At 72.8% G+C, this 20,654-nt stretch carries 16 protein-coding genes; 11 read left to right on the top strand and 5 right to left on the bottom strand.

Features of this window, described 5'->3' with window-relative positions:
• Positions 1-448: 448 nt before the first annotated feature.
• From OG928_RS04200 to OG928_RS04180, 5 genes are all read left to right on the top strand, one after another.
• Positions 449-1,663 carry a PucR family transcriptional regulator gene (locus tag OG928_RS04200; protein WP_406279406.1) on the top strand — a complete coding sequence of 405 codons (1,215 nt, stop codon included), beginning with the start codon at positions 449-451 and terminating at the stop codon, positions 1,661-1,663.
• Between the two features lie 289 nt (positions 1,664-1,952).
• Positions 1,953-3,062: a CaiB/BaiF CoA transferase family protein gene (locus OG928_RS04195; protein ID WP_406279403.1), complete on the top strand. Its 1,110-nt coding sequence runs from the start codon at positions 1,953-1,955 to the stop codon at positions 3,060-3,062.
• A 253-nt stretch (positions 3,063-3,315) separates the two neighbouring features.
• On the top strand, positions 3,316-4,170 hold the full coding sequence (locus tag OG928_RS04190; RefSeq protein WP_406279400.1) for a DUF3050 domain-containing protein: 855 nt from the start codon (positions 3,316-3,318) through the stop codon (positions 4,168-4,170).
• Positions 4,171-4,222: 52 nt separating this feature from the next.
• A complete protein-coding gene (locus OG928_RS04185; protein ID WP_406279397.1) occupies positions 4,223-5,338 on the top strand; it encodes a M24 family metallopeptidase in 1,116 nt (371 codons plus the stop codon).
• Between the two features lie 376 nt (positions 5,339-5,714).
• A complete protein-coding gene (locus OG928_RS04180) occupies positions 5,715-6,860 on the top strand; it encodes an acyl-CoA dehydrogenase family protein (RefSeq protein WP_406279394.1) in 1,146 nt (381 codons plus the stop codon).
• Positions 6,861-6,895: 35 nt separating this feature from the next.
• On the opposite strand, the gene OG928_RS04175 is transcribed toward OG928_RS04180, so the two are convergent.
• Positions 6,896-7,264, bottom strand: coding sequence for a hypothetical protein (locus tag OG928_RS04175; RefSeq protein ID WP_406279391.1), 369 nt, complete (start codon positions 7,262-7,264; stop codon positions 6,896-6,898).
• A gap of 181 nt (positions 7,265-7,445) precedes the next feature.
• Positions 7,446-8,450 carry a tyrosine-type recombinase/integrase gene (locus OG928_RS04170; RefSeq protein WP_406279388.1) on the bottom strand — a complete coding sequence of 335 codons (1,005 nt, stop codon included), beginning with the start codon at positions 8,448-8,450 and terminating at the stop codon, positions 7,446-7,448.
• 71 nt (positions 8,451-8,521) lie between these two features.
• Between OG928_RS04170 and OG928_RS04165 the strand changes: the two genes are divergently transcribed.
• Positions 8,522-8,962 (top strand): Lrp/AsnC family transcriptional regulator, encoded by a 441-nt coding sequence (locus OG928_RS04165; protein ID WP_406279385.1) that lies wholly within the window; start codon positions 8,522-8,524, stop codon positions 8,960-8,962.
• Between the two features lie 159 nt (positions 8,963-9,121).
• Entirely contained in the window at positions 9,122-10,735 is a 1,614-nt protein-coding gene (locus tag OG928_RS04160) for an amidohydrolase (RefSeq protein WP_406279382.1), read from the top strand.
• 11 nt (positions 10,736-10,746) lie between these two features.
• On the opposite strand, the gene OG928_RS04155 is transcribed toward OG928_RS04160, so the two are convergent.
• Entirely contained in the window at positions 10,747-11,373 is a 627-nt protein-coding gene (locus OG928_RS04155; protein WP_406290764.1) for a YitT family protein, read from the bottom strand.
• Positions 11,374-11,542: 169 nt separating this feature from the next.
• Between OG928_RS04155 and OG928_RS04150 the strand changes: the two genes are divergently transcribed.
• The 4 genes from OG928_RS04150 to OG928_RS04135 all read left to right on the top strand — a co-directional run bounded on the left by OG928_RS04150 (position 11,543) and on the right by OG928_RS04135 (position 17,200).
• On the top strand, positions 11,543-13,030 hold the full coding sequence (locus OG928_RS04150) for a PLP-dependent aminotransferase family protein (RefSeq protein ID WP_406279379.1): 1,488 nt from the start codon (positions 11,543-11,545) through the stop codon (positions 13,028-13,030).
• Positions 13,031-13,918: 888 nt separating this feature from the next.
• Positions 13,919-15,757 carry an apolipoprotein N-acyltransferase gene (gene lnt, locus OG928_RS04145; RefSeq protein ID WP_406279376.1) on the top strand — a complete coding sequence of 613 codons (1,839 nt, stop codon included), beginning with the start codon at positions 13,919-13,921 and terminating at the stop codon, positions 15,755-15,757.
• On the top strand, positions 15,754-16,635 hold the full coding sequence (locus OG928_RS04140; protein WP_406279373.1) for a polyprenol monophosphomannose synthase: 882 nt from the start codon (positions 15,754-15,756) through the stop codon (positions 16,633-16,635). Before lnt ends, OG928_RS04140 begins: the two co-directional genes overlap by 4 nt.
• 4 nt (positions 16,636-16,639) lie before the next feature.
• Complete coding sequence (locus OG928_RS04135; RefSeq protein WP_406279370.1) at positions 16,640-17,200, top strand: FxsA family protein; 561 nt, start codon at positions 16,640-16,642, stop codon at positions 17,198-17,200.
• Positions 17,201-17,332: 132 nt separating this feature from the next.
• Here the strand turns inward: OG928_RS04135 and OG928_RS04130 are convergent, their stop codons facing one another.
• Together OG928_RS04130 and OG928_RS04125 are read right to left on the bottom strand one after the other, a co-directional pair.
• Positions 17,333-17,707 (bottom strand): RNA polymerase-binding protein RbpA, encoded by a 375-nt coding sequence (locus OG928_RS04130; protein ID WP_406279367.1) that lies wholly within the window; start codon positions 17,705-17,707, stop codon positions 17,333-17,335.
• 313 nt (positions 17,708-18,020) lie between these two features.
• Positions 18,021-20,540, bottom strand: coding sequence for a SpoIIE family protein phosphatase (locus OG928_RS04125; RefSeq protein WP_406279364.1), 2,520 nt, complete (start codon positions 20,538-20,540; stop codon positions 18,021-18,023).
• Positions 20,541-20,654: the final 114 nt, after the last annotated feature.

Raw genomic sequence — 20,654 nt, 5'->3', positions numbered from 1 at the left:
GTCCGCACCGCCACGCGTTCGTCCCAGCGCATCGTATCGAGCGGGGCCGGGCAATCCGAGGGGCGAACGGCATTCGGTGTGGTGAGCCGGGGCGGAGCGGCGAGGAGGCGGGGCGGGGAGGTGCGCCGGGGTGGTGTGGCGCGGGCGGCTCCGCGCGGGGAAGCCCCCGGCCACGGGGGAACGACCGGGGGCTTCGTCTCGCTGCGGGGCGAACCGCCACCGCTCGTTCGCAAGCTATGGCGATCCGGACACAACGGTCAAGCGCGCCACGCGGGGAGGGGTGGCGATGCGTCGGATTTCTCCACTGTGGCTCGTACGGCGGCTCGTGCAGTGGCTCGCGTGGGGGGATCGCACGGGGGATCGTGCGCCCAGCGCACTCCGGGCGTGCACTGCCCGCGCGCTCTCCCGGATGCTGACGCGCGCGTGTTCGTAACGCTACGGTCGGTATATGGGCAACCTCGGGGACGCGGGCGGAACGGCAGCCGGGGGCGAACCACAGTTTCGTCCCGCGGACAAGACGGGCGGCGGCATCGCGCGGGCGGCGGTGGCCGGCGCGACACCCCGCCGGTTGCCGCCACGCCGCCGCAAGGCCGTCGGCGGCGGCGCCAGCGCCCCCGAGCCGGGCCATGTGCCGCGTGCGCGGGTCGCGGGCGCCTCGACCGCGTGGGACGCCGGCGGTGATCCGCGCCCGGCCTCGGTTTCGGCGGTCTCGGCGGTCTCGGCGGCCTCGGTCTCGGTCTCGGTCCCGGCTCCGACGCCGGCTCCGACCTCCGCCCCGAACTCCGCCCCGAACTCGGCCAAGACCGGCGGTCGGAGACCGCTGGGCCGCCCGCTCGTGGACACCGCGATCGGTCTCGCGGGCAGGCTCGCCGAGGCCGCCTCCGACGCCAAGTACCGCAGCGACCTGTTGCGCGATCTGTTGACCGGGCGCAGCACCGACCTCACCGGCTGGGCGGTGATCCCGAGCGGTCCGCTGCTCGTCGTGGTCGCCGAGGCCGACCCGCCGGCGGCGAGCGGCGACCCGCACGTCGTGCGAGCCGGCCAGGAGGCGCTCGCGCTCGCGTGGTCCACCGCGGTGGGCGCGCACGCGCCGGAGGCGGCCGTCGCGGCCTATCCGCGCGAGGTCGTCGCGCTGCTCGGCGCGCCGGCCGACGGCCAGTCCGCGCGCCTGGTGGGCGAGCTCGCCGCCGGCGTGCACGCGGACTGCGGCGGGGCGATCCGCTCGTTCACCACCGGCATCAGCCGCCCCGCGGACACCCTGGACGCGCTGCCCGCCGCCTACGACCAGGCCCGCCGCGCGGTCGCCGCGGGCCGGCGCATCCACGGTCCGGGCGCGGTCGCCGACTTCGACCAGCTCGGCGTGTTCCGGCTGCTCAGCCTGATCCCCGACCCCGGCGAACTCGACCGCTTCGGCCACGAGGCGCTGCGCTCGCTCGCCCATCCGCGCGACCCCGAGGCCGCCGACCTGCGCAACACGTTGCAGGTCCTGCTCGACACCAACCTCAACGTGGCCGAGACGGCCCGCCGGCTCTATGTCCACTACAACACCCTGCGCTATCGCATCACGAAGCTGGAACGGCTGCTGGGGCCGTTCACGCAGGATCCGCATCTGCGGCTCAACCTGATGATCGCGTTGCAGATCGTGCGGATGCAGGGGCGCTGACGCGGCTCGGCTCCGGAGCGCGCCCGCGGCCGAATCGCCGCGCGGTCGCTCACGCGTCACGGAACGCGTCCGCGCGGCGCGTCGGGATCGGGCGGGTCGCCCGGCGCTACCTACCGGGTCCGGGAGCCGCACCGTCGTCGGGCCGCGGGCGAGTGCTCGCACCGGCATGCGCGTCTCCGGGTGTCGGGCCACCGCGTGCCGGCCGACCGGGCCGGACCGGCGACAGCCGACCGCGCATCTGCTTGACTGTGCAACACACTTGGCGTGGTGGCGTGAGCGAGGAGTCGGCATGGGCGCACTGAACGGCATCAAGGTGATCGAGCTGGCCGGGATCGGGCCCGGTCCGTTCATCGGCATGATGCTCGCCGACGCCGGCGCCGAGATCATCCGGGTCGACCGGCCCGGCGGCGCCGCGATGCCGTCGATGGCCGTCGGCCGGGGCCGGCTCGGCACCCTGGAGGCCGACCTCAAGGACCCCGCCGCGCGCGACACCGTGCTGCGCCTGATCGACGGCGCCGACGTGCTGATCGAGGGCTTTCGCCCCGGCGTCGCCGAACGCCTGGGCCTGGGCCCCGACGCCTGCCTGGAGCGCAACGCCAAGCTCGTCTACGCCCGGATGACCGGCTGGGGCCAGGACGGCCCGCTCGCGCCGCGCGCCGGGCACGACATCAACTACATCTCGATCTCCGGCGTCCTGCACGCCTTCACCCGGGCCGGCGACCGCCCCGTGCCGCCGCTCAACCTGGTCGGCGACTACGGCGGCGGCGCGATGTTCTGCGCCTTCGGCATCCTGGCCGCGCTCCTGGAGGCCCGGACGTCCGGGCACGGCCAGGTCGTCGACGCCGCGATGACCGACGGCTCCGCGACGCTGAGCGCCTTCATCCACGGCATGCGCGGCCTCGGCGGCTGGGAGGGCGAACCGGGCCACAACCTGCTGGACACCGGCGCGCCGTTCTACGACGTGTACACCACGGCCGACGGCCGACACATCGCCGTCGGCGCGCTCGAACCGAAGTTCTACGCCCTGTTCCTGGCCGGCCTCGGGCTCGCCGACGAGTACCTGCCCGCGCAGACGGACACCGCCGGCTGGCCGATCCTGCGCGAACGCTTCACCGCCGTGATCGCCGGCCGTACGCGCGCCGAGTGGACCGAGATCTTCGAGCCCGTCGACGCGTGCGTGACCCCGGTCCTGACCTGGGACGAGGCCGCCGAACACCCGCACAACCAGGCCCGCGCCACCTTCGTCCGCCCCGACGGCACCCTCCAACCGGCCGCCGCACCCCGGCTGTCCAGGACCCCGTCGCTGGCCCGCGATGCCTCGGGACGGATCGACGCGAGCACCCTGGAAGCCTGGGGCCTGACCCCGGAAGAAGCCGCGAAACTCGCCCCGGACGCCTGACCGGGCCGCGAGCGCCGTTCGGCGACCCGCCGCCGTAAAGACCCCAGCCTCCGGGCAAAACGCAAGGGCGGCGCGGGTGGGCACCGAAACCCGAGCCGACCAAGACGAACCCGCGGCCAAAAATCCCGCGCGCAACCGCGCATCATGGCACGTACATCCGAATCATGTCGGATTTTCGGCGACAAATGTTTCACCGCGTAGCGGCCTCCCTACGATCGGTAGCCGCATCCGTGCCCACCACACGCGAGGAAACATGGACACCACCGCCCTCACCGCCGCCCCCGGCACGACCTCCGAGATCCCGCGCGCCCGCACCGCGGTCGATCCGATCGCGCGGCTGCTCGGCGAGACCGCGCCCGTGCGCCAACGCGTGCTGCGCCATCCCGTCTACCGCGACCTCACCGACCTCACCGCGATCCGGGTGTTCATGGAGCACCACGTGTTCGCCGTATGGGACTTCATGTCCCTGCTCAAGAGCCTGCAACGCGACCTCACGTGCGTCGCGGTCCCGTGGGTGCCGTGCGGCGACGCCGAGATCCGCCGCATGGTCAACGAGATCGTCCTCGGCGAGGAGAGCGACACCACCTCGCTCGGCCCGCTCAGCCACTTCGAGCTCTACCTCGCCGCCATGGACGCGGCGGGCGCCGACACCCGCCCCGCGCGCCGCTTCCTCGGCCTGATCGCCGAGGGCGTACCCGTCCCCGAGGCCACCGCCTCGTGCGGTGCGCCCGCCGGCGCCGCCGCGTTCGTGACCCGCACCTGGCAGGTCGTCGAACACGCCCCGCTGCACTGCATCGCCGCGTCCTTCGCGCTCGGCCGCGAGGAGCTCATCCCGCGGATGTTCGACCACCTCACCGCACTCGACGACCTGCACGAGGGCAGCCTGGCGATCTTCCACGAATACCTGGCCCGGCACATCGAGGTGGACGGCGACGACCACGGTCCGATGGCGCTGCGCCTGCTCGCGCAGCTGTGCGCCGCCACCCCCGACGCCTCGCGCGCGTGGCGCGAGAGCGCGGGCACCGTCACCGTCTCGCTGCGTGCCCGCGCCGACCTGTGGGACTCCGTGTGCGTCGCGATCGCCGCGGCCCGCGCGGGCACCGCCTGAACTCGGCCATGGGGCTTGCCGGTCGCCGTGTGACGTGTCATATGTTGGGCGCGTGACCCACGACGCAGCCCTTTTTCCCACAGACCGCCTCGGCCGCGCCCAAAAGGCAGCCGCCGACGCCGGACTGGACGCCCTGCTCATCTCGCCCGGCGCCGATCTGCGCTACCTCACGGGCTACGAGGCGCTTCCGCTGGAACGCCTCACCTGCCTGGTCGTGCCCGTCGGCGCCGACCCCTTCCTGGTGGTCCCCGGCCTGGAGCGGCCCGCGGCCCTCGCGTCCCCCGCGGGCGCGCTGGACATCGACGTGACCGGCTGGAGCGAGACCGAGGACCCGTACGCGCTGATCGCGAGCCGACTGCCCGCGGGCGTCGCCCGGATCGGCCTGGACAACCACATGTGGGCCGAGAAGGTCCTCGCGTTCCGCGCCGCGCTCCCGGCCGCCGAACAGTCGCTCGCCGGCGACGTGTTGCGCGAACTGCGGATGCGCAAGTCCGCCGCCGAGATCGAGGCGCTGCGCCGGGCGGGCGCGGCGATCGACCGCGTGCACGCGCGGGTTGGCGAATGGCTGCGAGCCGGTCGCACCGAGCGCGAGGTCGGCGCGGACATCGCCGACGCGATCATCGCCGAGGGCCACGTCCGGGTGGACTTCGTGATCGTCGGCTCCGGCCCGAACGCCGCGAGCCCGCACCACGAGCTGTCCGACCGGGTGATCGAGACCGGCGACGTCGTCGTGGTCGACATCGGCGGCACCACCGAGGACGGCTACTGCTCCGACGAGACCCGCACGTACAGCGTCGGCGAGCCGCCCGCGGAGTTCCGCCGCTACTACGACGTGCTGGAGCGCGCCCAGGCCGCGCAACTCGCGGCGGTGCGGCCGGGGTTGACCTGTGAGGAGCTCGACGCGGTCGGCCGCGACATCATCACCGAGGCCGGCTACGGCGAGTACTTCATCCACCGCACCGGGCACGGCATCGGCCTCGAGAGCCACGAGGAGCCGTACATCGTCAAGGGCAACACCCTGCCTCTGGAAGCCGGCATGGCGTTCTCGATCGAGCCCGGCATCTACATCCCGGGCACGCACGGGGCCCGGATCGAGGACATCGTGGTGTGCGGAGTTGCCGGTGGCGATCCGATGAACGTGCGGCCGCATGGGTTGGTCGTGCTCTAGTCGTGGTCGGCCGGCCTGCGGCCTGCTTTGTCCTCAAGCGCCGGACGGGCTGGGATTGGTTCGTCCGGCGTTTGCGGGTGGGGCTGCGGTGCCGCCGGGCCTGCGGCTGCTTGTCCTCAAACGCCGGACGGGCTGAGATTTGTTTGTCCGGCGTTTGGGGTGGGGCTGCGGTCTGGTGTCCTCAAGCGCCGGACGGGCTGAGATTGCTCGTTCGGCGTTTGGGGGTGGGGCTGCTGTCCTTGCACGCGTCGGAGTCGGGGGTGTGGGTGGGGGCGCCGTACGATCGTGCGCAACGATCGGGGGGTGACCCCCGTCCCGGTCGGTGCCTGTCACCGCCGGATTCGGTCATCCCGGACCGTACGGAAGGACGCTTGCCATGGCCGTTACGCGCACGCTGCCCACCGACGAGTCTCGCGCCCTGCTCGAGCTCACCCGGGAGATCAACGCGCGCGAGGTCGCGCCGCGCGCCGCCGCCGACGAGGCCGCCGGGCGCTTTCCCCGAGAGGTGTTCACGACGCTGGGCGCGGCCGGCCTGTTGTCGCTGCCCTATCCGGAGGAACACGGCGGGGGCGACCAGCCGTACGAGGTCTACCTCCAGGTGCTGGAGGAGTTGGCCGCCGGTTGGCTCGCGGTCGGCCTCGGGGTATCCGTACACACGCTCGCGTGCCACCCGATGGCCACCTACGGCACGCCGGAGCAGCAGGCCGCGCACCTGCCGGCGATGCTGTCGGGCGAACTGCTCGGCGCGTACTGCCTGTCCGAGCCGCACTCGGGCTCCGACGCCGCGGCGCTGAGCACCAAGGCCGCGGCCGAGGCCGAGGAGTACGTGCTCACGGGGACGAAGGCGTGGACCACACACGGCGGCGTCGCCGACTTCTACACCGTCCTGGCCCGGACCTCGCCCGACGGCGCGCGCGGCATCAGCGCGTTCCTCGTCGACGCGGACACCCCGGGCCTGTCCGCCGCCGCGCCCGAGCACAAGATGGGCATGCGCTCCTCGCCCACCGCGCAGATCCACCTCGACGGTGCGCGGGTCGCCCGCGAGCGTCGGGTGGGCAAGGAGGGCCAGGGCTTCTCGATCGCGCTCGCCGCGCTGGACTGCGGCCGGCTCGGCATCGCCGCGTGCGCCACCGGTGTCGCGCAGGCGGCCCTCGACCTCGCGAGCGAGTACGCGCGCAACCGCACCCAGTTCGGCGGCCCGATCGCCGACAAGCAGGGCATCCGGTTCATGCTCGCCGACATGGCGACCGCGATCGAGGCCGGCCGCGCGCTGTACCTGTCCGCCGCGCGCCTGCGCGACGCGGGCCTTCCCTTCGGCCGCCAGGCGGCGATGGCCAAGCTCTTCTGCACGGACTCCGCGATGCGGGTGACGATCGACGCGGTGCAGATCCTGGGCGGCTACGGCTACACCACCGACTTCCCGGCCGAGCGCTACATGCGCGAGGCCAAGTGCCTCCAGATCGTCGAGGGCACGAACCAGATCCAACGCATGGTCATCGCCCGCGACCTGCTGCGGGGGTGAACCACGAGCGGTCGCTCCCTCGGACGTCCGGTGCGTTACAACGTGTGTGAGAACGGCTGGGCGCGCCAGTCCAGTCCCACCGGCAGCGCCGTGACGGGTGGCCTGGGCGGCGGCGGGGGCGTGCCGGTCGCCGCGTCCGCCGCGTCGGCGAACACCGCGCCGGAGCCCGGGCAGGCCCGTATCCCGAACGGGTCCCGCGCGCTGGGGCACACCGCGTGATCCGGCACCGTCGTGCGGTCCGCGTCCGCCTCCACGATCAACACCACACCACATTCCGGGCACGCGCGGCGCTCTGTCGGCAGGGCGGATACGGGCACATCCGGGTCGAGATGGAAGGCGTCGTCGAAGTCCTCGACGAGATCCCGCGCGTGTGTCCCGGCGGACGCGTCGACGGCGATACTCATGGGACTCCCCCTGTCGCCATGGCGCCGTGATGACGGCGCGCTTCGCCGACGATAGTGCGCCCGACCGGAACGTTGCAGTACTCCTCATGGGCCAATTCACCCCGTGGGGCAATCGTCCGCAAACTTCCCGGGGCGGGCGGTGCCGTGCGTCGGGAGGCTGGTCGTCGGGGGTGTTCGCTCGCTACGGGCGGGCGGGGTCGGCCGCGGGCTCGGCAGCCGGTTCGGGCGCCGGTTCGGCCGCCGGTTCGGGATCGGGTTCGGGATCGGGTTCGATGGCGCGGCGCAGCTGTTCCAGGCGGTAGGGGAGCGGCTCCCAGCCCGGTCGGCCGACCATGTCCACGTTCAGTTGGACGACCGTGCGCGTGTAGGCGCGGGCCAGGCCGCGCGGCATCAACGGCATGCCGGCTGGCCTGCGTCGCGCGTTGCCGTCCGAGTCCGGTACGCCCGCGTGGTTGCCGCGAACCGACACCCACATGGCGGTGACCGCGCCCTGGACGTGCCGCACCAGCTCCTCGCGTACGTCCAGCCAGCGCCGCAGCGCCGCCCGGGTGGGGCCCGACAGCGGCAGCACCTCGGTCACCGCCGGATTGACCGAACGCGCCTGCGGACGCCGCACGATCCGTACCGTCCGCTCGTCCGCGTCCAGGTCGTCGAGCCGCAGCGCACACAACTCGCCCGCCCGCGCGCCGGTGTCCAGGACGACGCCCACCAAAGCGAACAACCGGATCCGGCCCGCGTCGGCGCCCGGGCGGTCCGCGTGTTCGGTCAACCAGTCCAGCAGCAGCGAGCGCCGGCGCGCGTCCACCGGCGTCTTGAGATCGGGCATCGCGGGGCGATCCGGCAGCACGGCGGGCACCGATCCGGCGCGGGCCAGGATCTCCAAGCAGTCCATCCGCACCCGCATGCTCGCCGCCGTCGACGTGCCCGGTCCCGCGACCGCGCGCGATCGCAGCCCGCCGCTCTGCGCGAGGTCCAGGTAGCGGGTCGTCGAGCCGGCCGACAGCAGCGCCGCGAGCGAGGCGCGGGCCTCGACCGGGAAGTCCTCGCGGGCGAGCGCGCGCCGCAACTCGCCCGTGACCCAGCGCAGTTGGCGCGCCCGGGCGGGGGAGGTGTCCGCCCGGGCGGTCACCCGTTGCAGGGCGCGGTCGAGCTGATCGAGCGCGGGAGCACGGTCCACGGCAGCCATGACGCCACTGTAGCCAAACAGATAACGGGCCAGGGGCGCGGTGACCGACGTCGATGCCCTAGGTTCATCGTGTGGAGGACCTCGACCGACAGATCGTCAAACTGCTCCTGCTCGACGGGCGGATGAGCTACACCGACCTGGGCAAGGCCACCGGCCTGTCCACCTCGGCCGCGCACCAGCGCGTGCGCCGACTCGAACAACGCGGGATCATCCGCGGCTACGCCGCCGTGGTCGACCCCGAGGGCATCGGCCTGCCGCTGACCGCGTTCATCTCCGTCAAACCCATCGACCCCAGCGCCCCCGACGACGCCCCCGAGCGGCTGGCCGACCTGGAGGAACTCGAGGCGTGCCACAGCGTGGCCGGCGACGAGAGCTACATCCTCAAGGTCCGCGTCCAGACCCCGGGCGACCTCGAACTCCTGCTCGCCCGCATCCGCCTACAAGCGGGCGTGTCCACGCGTACGACGGTGGTGCTGTCGACGCCCTACGAGGCCAGGGCGCCGCGGTTCTAGGGCCTGTCTTCAATCCCGCGCCGCGGTGCTCGGCGTGGGATTGAAGACAGGCCCTGGGATACGCCCCGGGGACCTTGCCACCTTGGCCGCACCTTTCGGTCCACTCGATGGGGTGACCGCCGTCCGGAGGGCGAGGGGCGGGGCGCCACACTTGGGGGCATGACCACGCTCCTGCTGCGCAACGGCGCCGTGCACAGTCCCGCCGATCCCTTCGCGACCGCCATGGTCGTCGAGGACGAGACCATCGCCTGGATCGGCGCCGAAGGGGCCGCCGCGGCTCACGTCGACGGGGTCGACCACGTCGTCGATCTGCGCGGTGCGCTGGTCACGCCCGCCTTCGTCGACGCGCACGTCCACGCCACCGCGACCGGGCTCGCGTCGACCGGGCTCGACCTCACCGGCGTGCCGTCGTTGGCGTACGCGCTGTCCGCGCTGGAGGACCACGCGAAGCGCAATGGGCTGTACGGAGCGGGCCACGTGGTGCTCGGGCACGGCTGGGACGACACGGCGTGGCCCGAGGGGCGCCCGCCCACGCCCGCCGAGCTCGACCGGGCCACCGGCGGCGCCACCGTGTACCTGTCGCGGACCGACGTGCACTCCGCCGCCTGCTCGCCCGCACTGCTCGCGCTCGTGGCCGGCGACCACGGCGACGCGCCGCTCGCCGGCGACGTGCACCACGCCGCGCGCGCCGCCGCCCACGCGGCCCTGACCCTCGCCGACCGGGCCGCCGCCCAGCGTGTCGCGCGGGCCCGTGCGGCCGCGCTGGGGATCGGGACGGTGCACGAGTGCGGTGGGCCCGAGATCGCCGGCGAGGCCGACTTCCGCCAACTCCTGTCGCTGGCCGCCGCCGAGGCCGGTCCGGACGTCGTCGGCTACTGGGGTGCCCTCGCCGCCAACGCCGACCACGCGCGCGAGCTGCGCGCCGACCTCGGCGCGCACGGACTCGGCGGCGACCTGTTCATCGACGGCTCGCTCGGCTCGCACACCGCGTGCCTGCGCGACCCCTACGCCGACGAGGCCGGCACCGGGTTGACCCACATCGACCCCGAGCAGGTCGCCGGCCACCTGGCCGCGTGCACCCGGGCCGGTATCCAGGCAGGCTTCCACGCCATCGGCGACGCCGCGATCCACTCCGTCACCAGTGCCGCCCGCACCCTCGTTCAGGGCCCCGACGGGGCCGCGTTCCGCGCGCTGCGCCACCGCGTCGAACACGCCGAACTCCTGGACGACGCCGCCGTCGCGGCCTTCGCCGAACTGGGCCTGACCGCGTCCGTACAGCCCGCCTTCGACGCCGTGTGGGGCGGCCCCGACGGTATGTACGTGCGCCGGCTCGGTGCCGAACGCGCCGCCCGGATGAACCCGCTCGCCGCGCTGAGCGCCGCCGGCGTCCCGCTCGCGTTCGGCTCCGACGCCCCCGTGACCCCGCTCGACCCGTGGGGCACCATCCGCGCCGCCGCCTTCCACCGCACGCCCGAGCAACGGATCAGCGTGCGCGCCGCGTTCGCCGCGCACACCCGAGGCGGCCACCGTGCCGCCGGCCGCGACGACGCCGGCGTCCTGGTCCCCGGCGCGCCCGCCACCTACGCCGTGTGGGACACCACCGAACTCGTCGTCCAGGCCCCGGACAGCCGGCTCTCCGGCTGGTCCACCGACCCGCGCTCGGGCACCCCGGGCCTGCCCGACCTCGCCCCGGACCACCCCCTGCCACGCTGCCTTCGCACCTCGGTCCGCGGCACCACCGTGTACGAGGCCGCCGACGGCACGCTCCGCTAGGAAGCCTGTCCTTACACGCCGGAGGGGCTGATCTCGGCACGTCCGGCGTCCGAGGACAGCGGGCCGCGGGCCGGTCGAGCGGCGGCCGTCTCGACCGTCTCGACCGGGCCCCGACCCCGTTCCGGGACGGTCAGCAACGGCAGGAACACCTGCACCAGCGGGCCGATCGCAAACGCGTACACGACCGTGCCGAGGCCGATCGAGCCGCCCAGGACGACCCCCACCACCAGCACCGAGACCTCGATGGAGGTGCGCACCAGCCGGACCGAGCGCCCGGTGATCCGCACCAACCCGGTCATCAACCCGTCCCGCGGGCCGGGGCCCAGCCGGGCCCCGATGTACGCGCCGCCCGCGATCGCGTTCAGCAGCACCCCCGACACCAGGAAGGCCGACCGCCACCCCAGCGCGTCCGGACTCGGCAGCCAGGCCAGCGACGCGTCCACCGCGATCCCGATCACGAACACGTTGCTCACCGTGCCCAGGCCCGGGCGCTGGCGCATCGGCCACCACAGCAACAACACCGCGGCGCCGACCACGATGGTCACCACCCCGAAGCTCCACCCGGTCCGTTCCGCGAGCCCCTGATGGAACACATCCCACGGATCCAGGCCCAACCCCGCCCGCAGCATCAACGCCATGCTGAACCCGTACAGCGCGAGCCCCGCGTACAACTGGACCAACCGCCGGACCCATGACCAAGCCACCGTGCTACCTCGTTCTCCACCGGACTGCCCAAAAAGAGCCAACGGTGAAAGAATCGCGGACACCGGATCACGGATCCATAGCCAATTCGACAGGAGTGGACTGATGAGTGCGCCTCACCTGACCGTCAGCAGCACCCGCCTCGCCGACCTCCTGCACCCGTGGAACTCCGCCACCCAGGCCGGCGCCCGCAGCGGCCCGGCGTACCGCACCCTCGCCGACCGCATCCGTGCCCTCCTGCTCGACGGCCGCATCCCACTCACCGCACGCCTGCCCGCGGAACGCGGTCTCGCCGACCGCCTGGGCATCAGCCGCACCACCGTCGCGGCCGCCTACGAACTCCTGCGCACCGACGGCTACCTCACCAGCCGCCGCGGCTCCGGCAGTTGGACCACCCTGCCCGGCACGCACACCGAGATCCCCACCCGCGGCCTCAGCCCCAGCACCACCACCGGGGTCATCGACCTCGGCGTCGCCGCGCTCCCCGGCCCCGGCCGCGCCCTGCACCAGGCCGTCGCCGACGCCACCGACTCGCTGCCCGCCTACACCACCGGGCACGGCTACCTCCCCGGCGGCCTGCCGGTGCTGCGCGACACCCTCGCCCAGCGCTACACCCGCCGCGGCGTGCCCACCACGCCCGACCAGATCCTGATCACCCCCGGCGCCCTCGCCGCCGTCACCCTCGTCCTGCGCACCCTCGCCGGCCCCGGCGACCGCGTCGCGGTGGAGTCGCCCACCTACGCCAACGTCCTGGACGCCATCCGCCAAGCCGGCAACCGGCTCGTCCCGGTCCCCATGACCGACACCGGCTGGGACGTCGAGACCTGGCGCGACACGCTGCGCACCGCGGCCCCGCGACTGGCCTACCTGATCCCCGACTACCAGAACCCCACCGGACACCTCGCCGACGCCGAGATCCGCAGGACCCTGGTCGACCTGGCCCGCAACACCGGCACCACGCTGATCGTCGACGAGACCTGCCACGACCTCGCCCTCGACGTCGACCCCGCCGACCGGCCGCTGCCCACCGCCGCGTTCGACCGGACCAACAACGTGGTCACCATCGGCTCCACCTCGAAGACCTTCTGGGGCGGCCTGCGGATCGGCTGGATCCGCGCCACCCCCGACCTGGTCCGCCGGATCGCCGCCACCCGGGCGTCCTTCGACGTCGGCGCCCCCGTCCTGGACCAGCTGGTCACCCACCACCTGATCACCGACCACGAGGACGCCATCCTCGAGGCCCGCCTCCCGGCCCTGCGCACCGCCCGCGGCGCACTCGCCGACGCGCTCGCCCACCACCTGCCGGCCTGGACCTTCACCATGCCGGTCGGCGGCCTCTCGCTATGGGTGCGCACCGACGGCACCTCCAGCCTCACCCTCGCCGAAACCGCCGCCCGGCACGGTGTCCGGATCGCCGCGGGCACCCACTTCGGCACCGACGGCACCTTCGAACACCACGTACGCCTGCCGTACGCGCACGACCCCGCCACCCTCACCGAGGCCATCCGCCGGCTCGCCGCCGCCGTCACCGAGACCGAACGCAGCCACCCCACCGCCTACGCCGGCTTCTCCACCACGGCCTGCCTCGCCTGAGGACGCCAGGCCCCGGCCGGAGGACGTTCACGGGACGACCGCCGCGGATCGACGCCAGAGGATGGACGTTCGCCCGTCCGATGGTCATCGGATGGACACCCCAACGGCGTAATCCCGTGCCGTCCGGGGGAGTTCCCCACGGGGAACGGCCACACCGCACTCGCGCACCACGCCCCGCTCCGTGTACAACATCCTGGGAACAGGCAACCACGACACGCCGAATCCGCCTGCCGACCGCCGACGTCCCGATCGCTCGGCACCCGGCCCGGCCCCCGGGATCTCGCCGCGAGTGCCGTGCCCATTCCGCGCGGAAGCCCCACCGCGACCCATTAGGGGAACGATTGCGCCACCCGGCGGGCGTACACCACCCACACCCGCGGTGCACCACCCCATGCCCTGACCTGCACACTTACCGCATCCACGCAGGTCAGCGCGATGTTGACACCGCGCCCGTCCCGACCAGTACGTTCGACCCAGTCCACCGCAGGACGACCGGCAGGAGAACACCCTCCCCGAGCACGCGCACGCCTCCGGGCCACAGGTGGCACAGCCACCGGGCGCCAGGTCCGGAACCGGCGTGACACGCGCCGGGAGGCCGCCCCACGCGGCCACGAACGGCAGAGCGGCACCCGTGCAGCCGCCCCGCCGGACGCGAGCACACCCCGCGCCGGAAGGTGAGACCGCGGCAGAGCCCGGTCGCCCAGTAGACAACGACCACCGCAACCGACAGCCAGCCGGTCCGGGGTCGGCCCGAAGGGCGACCGTGCTCCCGCTGCCATCACCCCGCAGCCCACCCGGAGCCGAAACCGAACATCCACCTCGAACGTTGTAACGTCACTGCATCACCCGACCGGCGCAACCCCGCGCCGAAACCGGCAGCAGCGACCCATGACGACCCAGCGAGGGGGCCCCACGGTGCCGCAGCACGACAGCGCCACAGCACCCGAGGGAACCTCACCCCCGGAACCCGCGCCCGCGTCCGATCCCGCGCCCGCGCCCGCGTCCGGACCCACGCGCGAGCCCGCGTCCGCCCGCCGCCGCTTCAGGCGCACGCGCGCGACCGCCGTGAGCGTGTACCGGCGCCCGGCCCGCCCGCTGACCGCGCTGATCGCCGGCGTCCTGCTGGCGCTCGCCTTCCCGCCGTACGACATCTGGCCGCTGAGCGTCGTCGGCGTCACCGCGCTGAGCATCGCCGTGCACGGCCGGCGCACCCGCACCGGCTTCGGCTACGGCCTGCTCTTCGGCCTTCCGTTCATGCTGTGGCTGCTCAAGTGGCTCCGCGTGGTCGGCCCCGACGCCTGGATCGTGCTGTCCGTCGTCCAGGCCCTGTACATCGCCGCCCTCGCCGCCGCGCTCACCCTGATCGGCCGGCTGCGGCTGTGGCCGCTGTGGACCGCCTGCCTGTGGGTCGCCGAGGAACTCATCCGCGACCGCATCCCCTTCGGCGGCTTCCCCTGGGGACGCCTGGCCTTCGCCAACACCGCGACGCCCTTCACGCCGCTCGCGGCGCTCGGCGGCGCCCCCGCCGTCACCTTCGCCGTCGCCCTCTCCGGCGCGCTGATCGCGTGGGCCGCGCTGCGCCTGTACGGCGCCTACGGCCCCGGCGCCGCATCCGCGACCGGCGAAGCCCGCACCGCCCGCGCCGGCCGCCGCGCCACGCTGCCGACGGCCCTCGGTGCGATCGCCCTCGCGGTCGCCATCCCCGCGAGCGCCTACGCCGTCCCCATCCCCACCAAGGGCGACGCCGCCGGCCCCGACACCGCGACCATCGCCGTCGTCCAGGGCAACGTGCCGCGCACCGGCCTGGACTTCCTCGGCCAACGCCGCGCCGTCCTGGACAACCACGTCAAGGCCACCCACAAGCTGGCCGCCGACGTCCGCGCGGGCCGGGTCGAGAAGCCCGAACTGGTGATCTGGCCGGAGAACTCCTCCGACCTCAACCCGTTCGAGGAACGCGACGCCTACGCCCTCATCGACGGCGCGGTCAAGGACATCGGCGTGCCCGTCCTGACCGGCGTCCTGGTCGCGGGCCCCGACGCCACCCACATCCAGAACCAGGGCATCGTCTGGGACCCCGTCACCGGGCCCGGCGCCTCCTACACCAAGCGCCACCCGGTGCCGTTCGGCGAGTACATCCCGATGCGGGACCTGCTCACCAAGTTCATCAGCCGGCTCGAACGCGTCCCCCGCGACTTCTACCCGGGCAAGACCGTCGGCGTCCTGCAACTGGGCCCCGCCCGCATCGGCGACGTGATCTGCTTCGAGATCGCCTACGACAACGTCACCCGCGAAGCGGTCACCCACGGCGGGCGCGTACTGGTCGTACAAACCAACAACGCCACGTACGGCCGCAGCGGACAACCCGAGCAACAGCTCGCTATGTCCCGGCTGCGCGCCGTCGAACACGGCCGCGCCGTGCTGATCGCCGCCACCTCCGGCATCAGCGCGATCGTCATGCCGGGTGGAAAAGTCGTCGAACGCACCCGCGAATTCACGGCGGACACGCTGGTCATGAACGTGCCGCTGCGCGACGACCGCACCCTGGCCACCCGACTCGGTTCGGCTCCCGAGTGGATCCTGGCTATCGTCGGACTCCTGGCCTGCGCCTACGGCATCCTCCGCCGTCGCCGCGAGGCCGCCACGACCACCCCCGGCAACCAGCCGACCGCCAAAGACGCCGGCACCGGCAGCTTCGCCGATGCCAACGCCATCAAGGAGATGATGTGACCGACAGCGAGCAGACCAGCTTCGCCGACCTCGGCAAGGTGCTCGTCATCATCCCCACCTACAACGAATCGGAGAACATCGAGCCGATCGTCGCGCGACTGAGGGCAGCCGTCCCCGACGTCGACGTCCTCATCGCGGACGACAACAGCCCCGACGGCACCGGCGACATCGCCGACACGCTCGCCGAGCACGACCCGCACGTGCAGGTCATGCACCGCACGGCCAAGGAAGGCCTCGGCGCCGCGTACCTGGCCGGCTTCCGCTGGGGCATCGACCACGGCTACGACATCCTCGTCGAGATGGACGCCGACGGCTCGCACCAGCCCGAGCAGCTCCCGAGGCTGCTGGAGGCCACCCGCGACGCCGACCTCGTACTCGGCTCGCGCTGGGTTCCCGGCGGCGGCGTGGTCAACTGGCCCGGCCACCGCAAGCTGATCTCCAAGGGCGGCAGCACGTACTCCCGCCTGATGCTCGGCGTCGACATCCACGACGTCACCGGCGGCTACCGCGCCTTCCGCAAGGAGACCCTGCTCGGCATCGGCCTCGACGAGGTCGCCTCCCAGGGCTACTGCTTCCAGGTCGACCTGGCCTGGCGCGCCATCCGCAAGGGCTACCGCGTCCTCGAAGTCCCCATCACCTTCGTCGAACGCGAACGCGGCAACAGCAAGATGAGCAACTCCATCGTCACCGAGGCCCTGTGGCGCGTCACCGCGTGGGGCGTCGGCCGCCGAGTGGGCAAGTACCGCGACGAGAACCCGGACGAGAGCGGCCCGGCGCACGCCGACGACACCCCCGCCGAGCCCGAGCACGCCGCCGTCGGCCACACCGGCATCGACAGCTCTGCCGGCACCACCGGTACCACCCCGCCGAGGACGTGATCCCGTGAACACCCCGCTGCGCCGAACGGTCAAGCTCCTGCCGATCGTCGCCCTGCCGCTGGCCGAGATCTACGTGATCAGCCTGGTCGGCAGCGCCATCGGGGCGGGCAAGACGTTCCTGCTGATCCTGGCCGGCTTCGTCCTGGGCGGGCTGGTGATCCGGTACGAGGGGCGCCGCGTACTCAACCGCCTGCGCGCCATCGGCGAGCGGGCGCAGCGCGAGGGCCAGGGCGACCCGGCCGCGGTTGCGGCCCAGGCCCAGGAGGCGACCAGGGCCGCGGCCGACGCGGGCGTGGTCATCCTCGGCGGCATCCTGCTGATGATCCCCGGGTTCATCTCCGACGCGCTGGGGCTGCTGTGCGTGCTGCCGTTCACCCGGCCGCTGATCCGGCGCCTGATCGGCACGGTGGTGGCCGCGAAGGTCGCCGCCAGTCCGAAGCTGGGGGGCATGGTGCAGGACATCCGGATCCATCGCCCCGACGGCAAGATCGTGCGGGGCGAGGTGATCGACCCGGACGAGCGCCGTGACGACGATCCGCCGCCCCCGCCGCGTCAGCTGCCCTGACGGATCGGACCGGTACCGCGACACAACGACGCCCGGGGCGCCACGACCATGACGGTCGTCGGCGCCCCGGGCGTCGGTGCTACCTGTCGACGGGATCCGCGCGCGCCCGGAGCGGGCGGGCACGGTGTTCGCTCAGGCGCTCTTGCGGTTGTTGCGCGGGTCGTGGTGGAGGTTGATCCCACCCGACCGCAGCACGGCGAGACGCTCGGCGAGCACCTCTTCCAGCTCCTCACGGGTACGACGCTCCATGAGCATGTCCCAGTGCGTGCGTGTCGCCTTGTTCTTCTTTTCCTCCGGCGGTGCGCCGTCCACCAACTGCGCGACGGCACCGCAGTTGCGGCACTCCCACACCGAGGGGATCTCCGCCTCGACGGAGAACGGCATCTCGAAGCGGTGCCCACGGGGGCAGTCGTATTCCACGGTGCGACGCGGCGCCAGATCGATACCGCGATCGGTCTCGTAGCTGGTGGCGCCAAGGCGTGTGCCGCGGAGAGCTCGCTCACTCATGAATCGTGCCTCCTGGCTTGTCAACCCACATCGACAGGTCTTGCTGTCTCGTCCGATGGCAGAACGCGTGACGGGCCTCGAAGATTCCCGACCGAGGGGCCGGTGGGAACGACCGGAGGTCCGTAACGGTGGGTAGCTACCCGAATTCGGGTGATTCATCACATCGTTGGGAGAAAGTGACATAAAACTCGCCCGTTCGATCACTTTCTTGCCGATAACTGGCCCGGAGCGACATCCGTCACCACGCACAGCAAAACCGAACGCCGCAGCGGGTGAACCCGGTGCTCGAATCGACCGCCGCTCGCGGATGGTGTCAGCGGTCCCGGACCTCGGCCCAGACGATTTTCCCGGTGTCGGTGGGGCGCACTCCCCAGTCGGTGGTGAGGCCGGCGACGATGCACAGGCCGCGATGGCGCTCGTCGTGGCCGGGGGAGGCGATCTCCTTGGGGAGCCTGCCGTCGTGGTCGACGACCTCGACGATCAGCCGGCCCGGGTGGTGCCGCAGGCGCAGTTCCATCGGGGTGCGGGCGTGCTCGGCCGCGTTGGCGACGAGCTCGGTGACGACCGAGCAGAGCGTGTCGTTGTGGTCGGCGAGTCCCCAGCGGCCCAGGGTCGCGCGGACGAAGTCGCGGGCCTCGCGCGCGGAGCGCGGGGTGGGTGGCAGGTCGAGGTTGGCGGTGCGTTCGACGCTGTGCCGGGCCCGGACGAGCAGGAGCGCGACGTCGTCGGGCTCCTGGCCGGTGAGCATGGTCTTGGCGAGCAGGTCGGCGACGTCGGCGACGTTGTAGGCGCCGCCGGTGGTGCTGTCGATGTGCTTGGTCAGTTCCTGTAGGCGATCGGTGAGCGACGCGTTGTGCGATTCGACCAGGCCGTCGGTGTACAGCAGGAGCTGGTCGCCGGTGTCGAAGCCGACGTAGGCGTCCTCGAAGGTGGTGCCGTCCAGGCCGAGGGGGACGCCGAGGTCGTCCTCGAGCAGCTCGACCTTGCCGTCGGCGCCGATCAGGGCGGGCGGCAGGTGGCCGGCGTTGGACCAGTGGATGGTGGCGTCGCCGGGGTCGTACACGGCGTAGACGCACGTGATGATCTGGTCCTCGCCGCCGAGCCCGGTGACCAGCCGGTTGAGGTGGCGCATCACCTGGGCGGGCGGCAGGTCCATCACGGCGTACGCCCGGACGGCGGTGCGGAGTTGGCCCATGACGGCGGCGGCCTGGAGGCCGCGGCCCATCACGTCGCCGACGACGAGGGCGATCCGGCCGGCGGACAGCGGGATGACGTCGAACCAGTCGCCGCCGACCTGTTGGCCCTTGGCGCCGGGCAGGTAGCGGAAGGCGATGTTGAGCTCGTCGAGGTCGGGTGGGACCTGGGGGAGCAGGCTGCGCTGGAGCTCGACGGCGGTGTCGCGGACGCTGCGGAACAGGCGGGCGTTCTCGATCGCGGTGGCGGCCTGGGAGGCGATGCCGAGGGCGAGTTGCTCGTCGCGTTCGGTGAAGACGTCGGCCTTGGTGTGGCAGAAGGAGAACGCGCCGAGGTCCTCGCCGGTCGCGGTGGTGACCGGAATGGTCAGCAGGCTGCGGACGGGGGGATGGCCGTCGGCGGTGATCGCATAGGGCAACAGGTGGGCGGCGGCGGGGTCTTCGGTGAGGTCGCCGCGGCGGACGGTGGAGGGTGGGGCGCAGGTGGTCTTGGGGCGGGTGCGGGCGGCGCTGACCGGGCGTGGCCTGGGGAGGCGGTCGATGAGGGTGGGGTCGGGGCTGGTGACGGCGTAGCGGGTGCCGGCGACGCCGCCGGTGTCGTAGTCGATGTAGCGGAAGATGCCGTGTTCGGCGGCGATCACCGAGGTGGCGGCGTCGGTGGCGGTTTGGACCAGGCGTTCGAGGTTGAGTTCGCGGGTGAGTTGTTGGCCGACGCTGTAGAGGGTTTCGACGATCCGGGTCTCCTGGTCGAGGCGGCGTTGCTTGTGGGCGAGTTGCTCCTGTTGGGAGCGCACGCGGTCGCGGGCGTCCTCGGCGGCGAGGGCCTGTTGGGCGGTGGTGCCCTCGTGTGCGGCGAGGAGTTGTTCGAGGGCGTCGAGGCGGGCGGCGGCGACGTGGGTGGTGGGGATGTGCGGAGTGGGTCCGCCGGCGAACAGGGGTGCGGTGTTGAGCGGGAGGAGAGCCAGCCGGGTGGAGACGGCGACGGTGCGGAAGAGTTCGGCGATCCGGGCCGGGACGTGCACGCGGGTGAACATCAGGACGGTGAACAGTTCGCCGTCGGGGAGGTTGCCGGCGTAGCCGACGACGGACTTTATGCCGTTGTCCCGGATGAAGTCCTTGTCGGGGACGGCGCCGCTGGTGAGGGCGTCGGGGATGTGGTGGATGTCGTGGCGGTCCCAGTCGTTGTCGGTGGGGAGCGGGCCGGCGACGATCTGTTCGGGGGTGACGCCGAGTTGGTCGAGCATCGCGCTGATCATCGGGGCGCGGCGGACGGCCTCGGCGCTGGGGAAGGCGGCGATCTGGTGGTGGCGGGAGCGGGTGCGGTCGCACCAGTCGGGGTGGTCGCCGGTGGTGGCCAGGAGGGTGAGGCAGCGGAGGTCGGGGTGCGGGACGAGGTCGGGTTGGCGGTGGAGGGCGCGTTCCTCGAGGTCGGGGGTGAGGTTGCGCCAGGGCATGGTCTGGAAGAGCCGGGTGAGGACGAGTTGGGGTCGGCCGGTGTGCGGGTCGCGGAAGGTGGCGCGCAGGTGCTGCACGATCGCGCGGGCCGCGTCCTCCATGGTCGGTGAGTCGGCGGTGACTTGGCGCAGTTCGGAGCTGCACACGACCATGTCGCTGACGGTGAAGTTGGCGAGGTCGAACACTGGGCGGCCACGTCCTCCGTGGGGGTGCGGGTCACCATCATGTCGCGGTGGTGGGGGCGCAGTGGTGCGTTTTGCGTATTTGGTGGCGTGGTGGGCGTGCGCGTAGGCCCCCCG

It is taken from the genome of Embleya sp. NBC_00896 (assembly GCF_045207785.1).
In the GTDB taxonomy this organism is placed as follows: domain Bacteria; phylum Actinomycetota; class Actinomycetes; order Streptomycetales; family Streptomycetaceae; genus Embleya.
Note: the sequence above shows the minus strand (reverse complement) of the source record. Positions and strands in the feature narration are given on the sequence as shown.

What these genes read in the sequence shown, in the direction of transcription:
- OG928_RS04155 (WP_406290764.1), bottom strand. Translation starts at nt 11,373, where the DNA reads ATGGCGTTGATGCTGCGGGCGGGGTTGGGCCTGGATCCGTGGGATGTG.
- OG928_RS04170 (WP_406279388.1), bottom strand. Translation starts at nt 8,450, where the DNA reads ATGGCTGCCGTGGACCGTGCTCCCGCGCTCGATCAGCTCGACCGCGCC.
- OG928_RS04190 (WP_406279400.1), top strand. Translation starts at nt 3,316, where the DNA reads ATGGACACCACCGCCCTCACCGCCGCCCCCGGCACGACCTCCGAGATC.
- OG928_RS04200 (WP_406279406.1), top strand. Translation starts at nt 449, where the DNA reads ATGGGCAACCTCGGGGACGCGGGCGGAACGGCAGCCGGGGGCGAACCA.
- OG928_RS04180 (WP_406279394.1), top strand. Translation starts at nt 5,715, where the DNA reads ATGGCCGTTACGCGCACGCTGCCCACCGACGAGTCTCGCGCCCTGCTC.
- OG928_RS04195 (WP_406279403.1), top strand. Translation starts at nt 1,953, where the DNA reads ATGGGCGCACTGAACGGCATCAAGGTGATCGAGCTGGCCGGGATCGGG.
- OG928_RS04160 (WP_406279382.1), top strand. Translation starts at nt 9,122, where the DNA reads ATGACCACGCTCCTGCTGCGCAACGGCGCCGTGCACAGTCCCGCCGAT.
- OG928_RS04130 (WP_406279367.1), bottom strand. Translation starts at nt 17,707, where the DNA reads ATGAGTGAGCGAGCTCTCCGCGGCACACGCCTTGGCGCCACCAGCTAC.
- OG928_RS04175 (WP_406279391.1), bottom strand. Translation starts at nt 7,264, where the DNA reads ATGAGTATCGCCGTCGACGCGTCCGCCGGGACACACGCGCGGGATCTC.
- OG928_RS04150 (WP_406279379.1), top strand. Translation starts at nt 11,543, where the DNA reads ATGAGTGCGCCTCACCTGACCGTCAGCAGCACCCGCCTCGCCGACCTC.
- lnt (WP_406279376.1), top strand. Translation starts at nt 13,919, where the DNA reads ATGACGACCCAGCGAGGGGGCCCCACGGTGCCGCAGCACGACAGCGCC.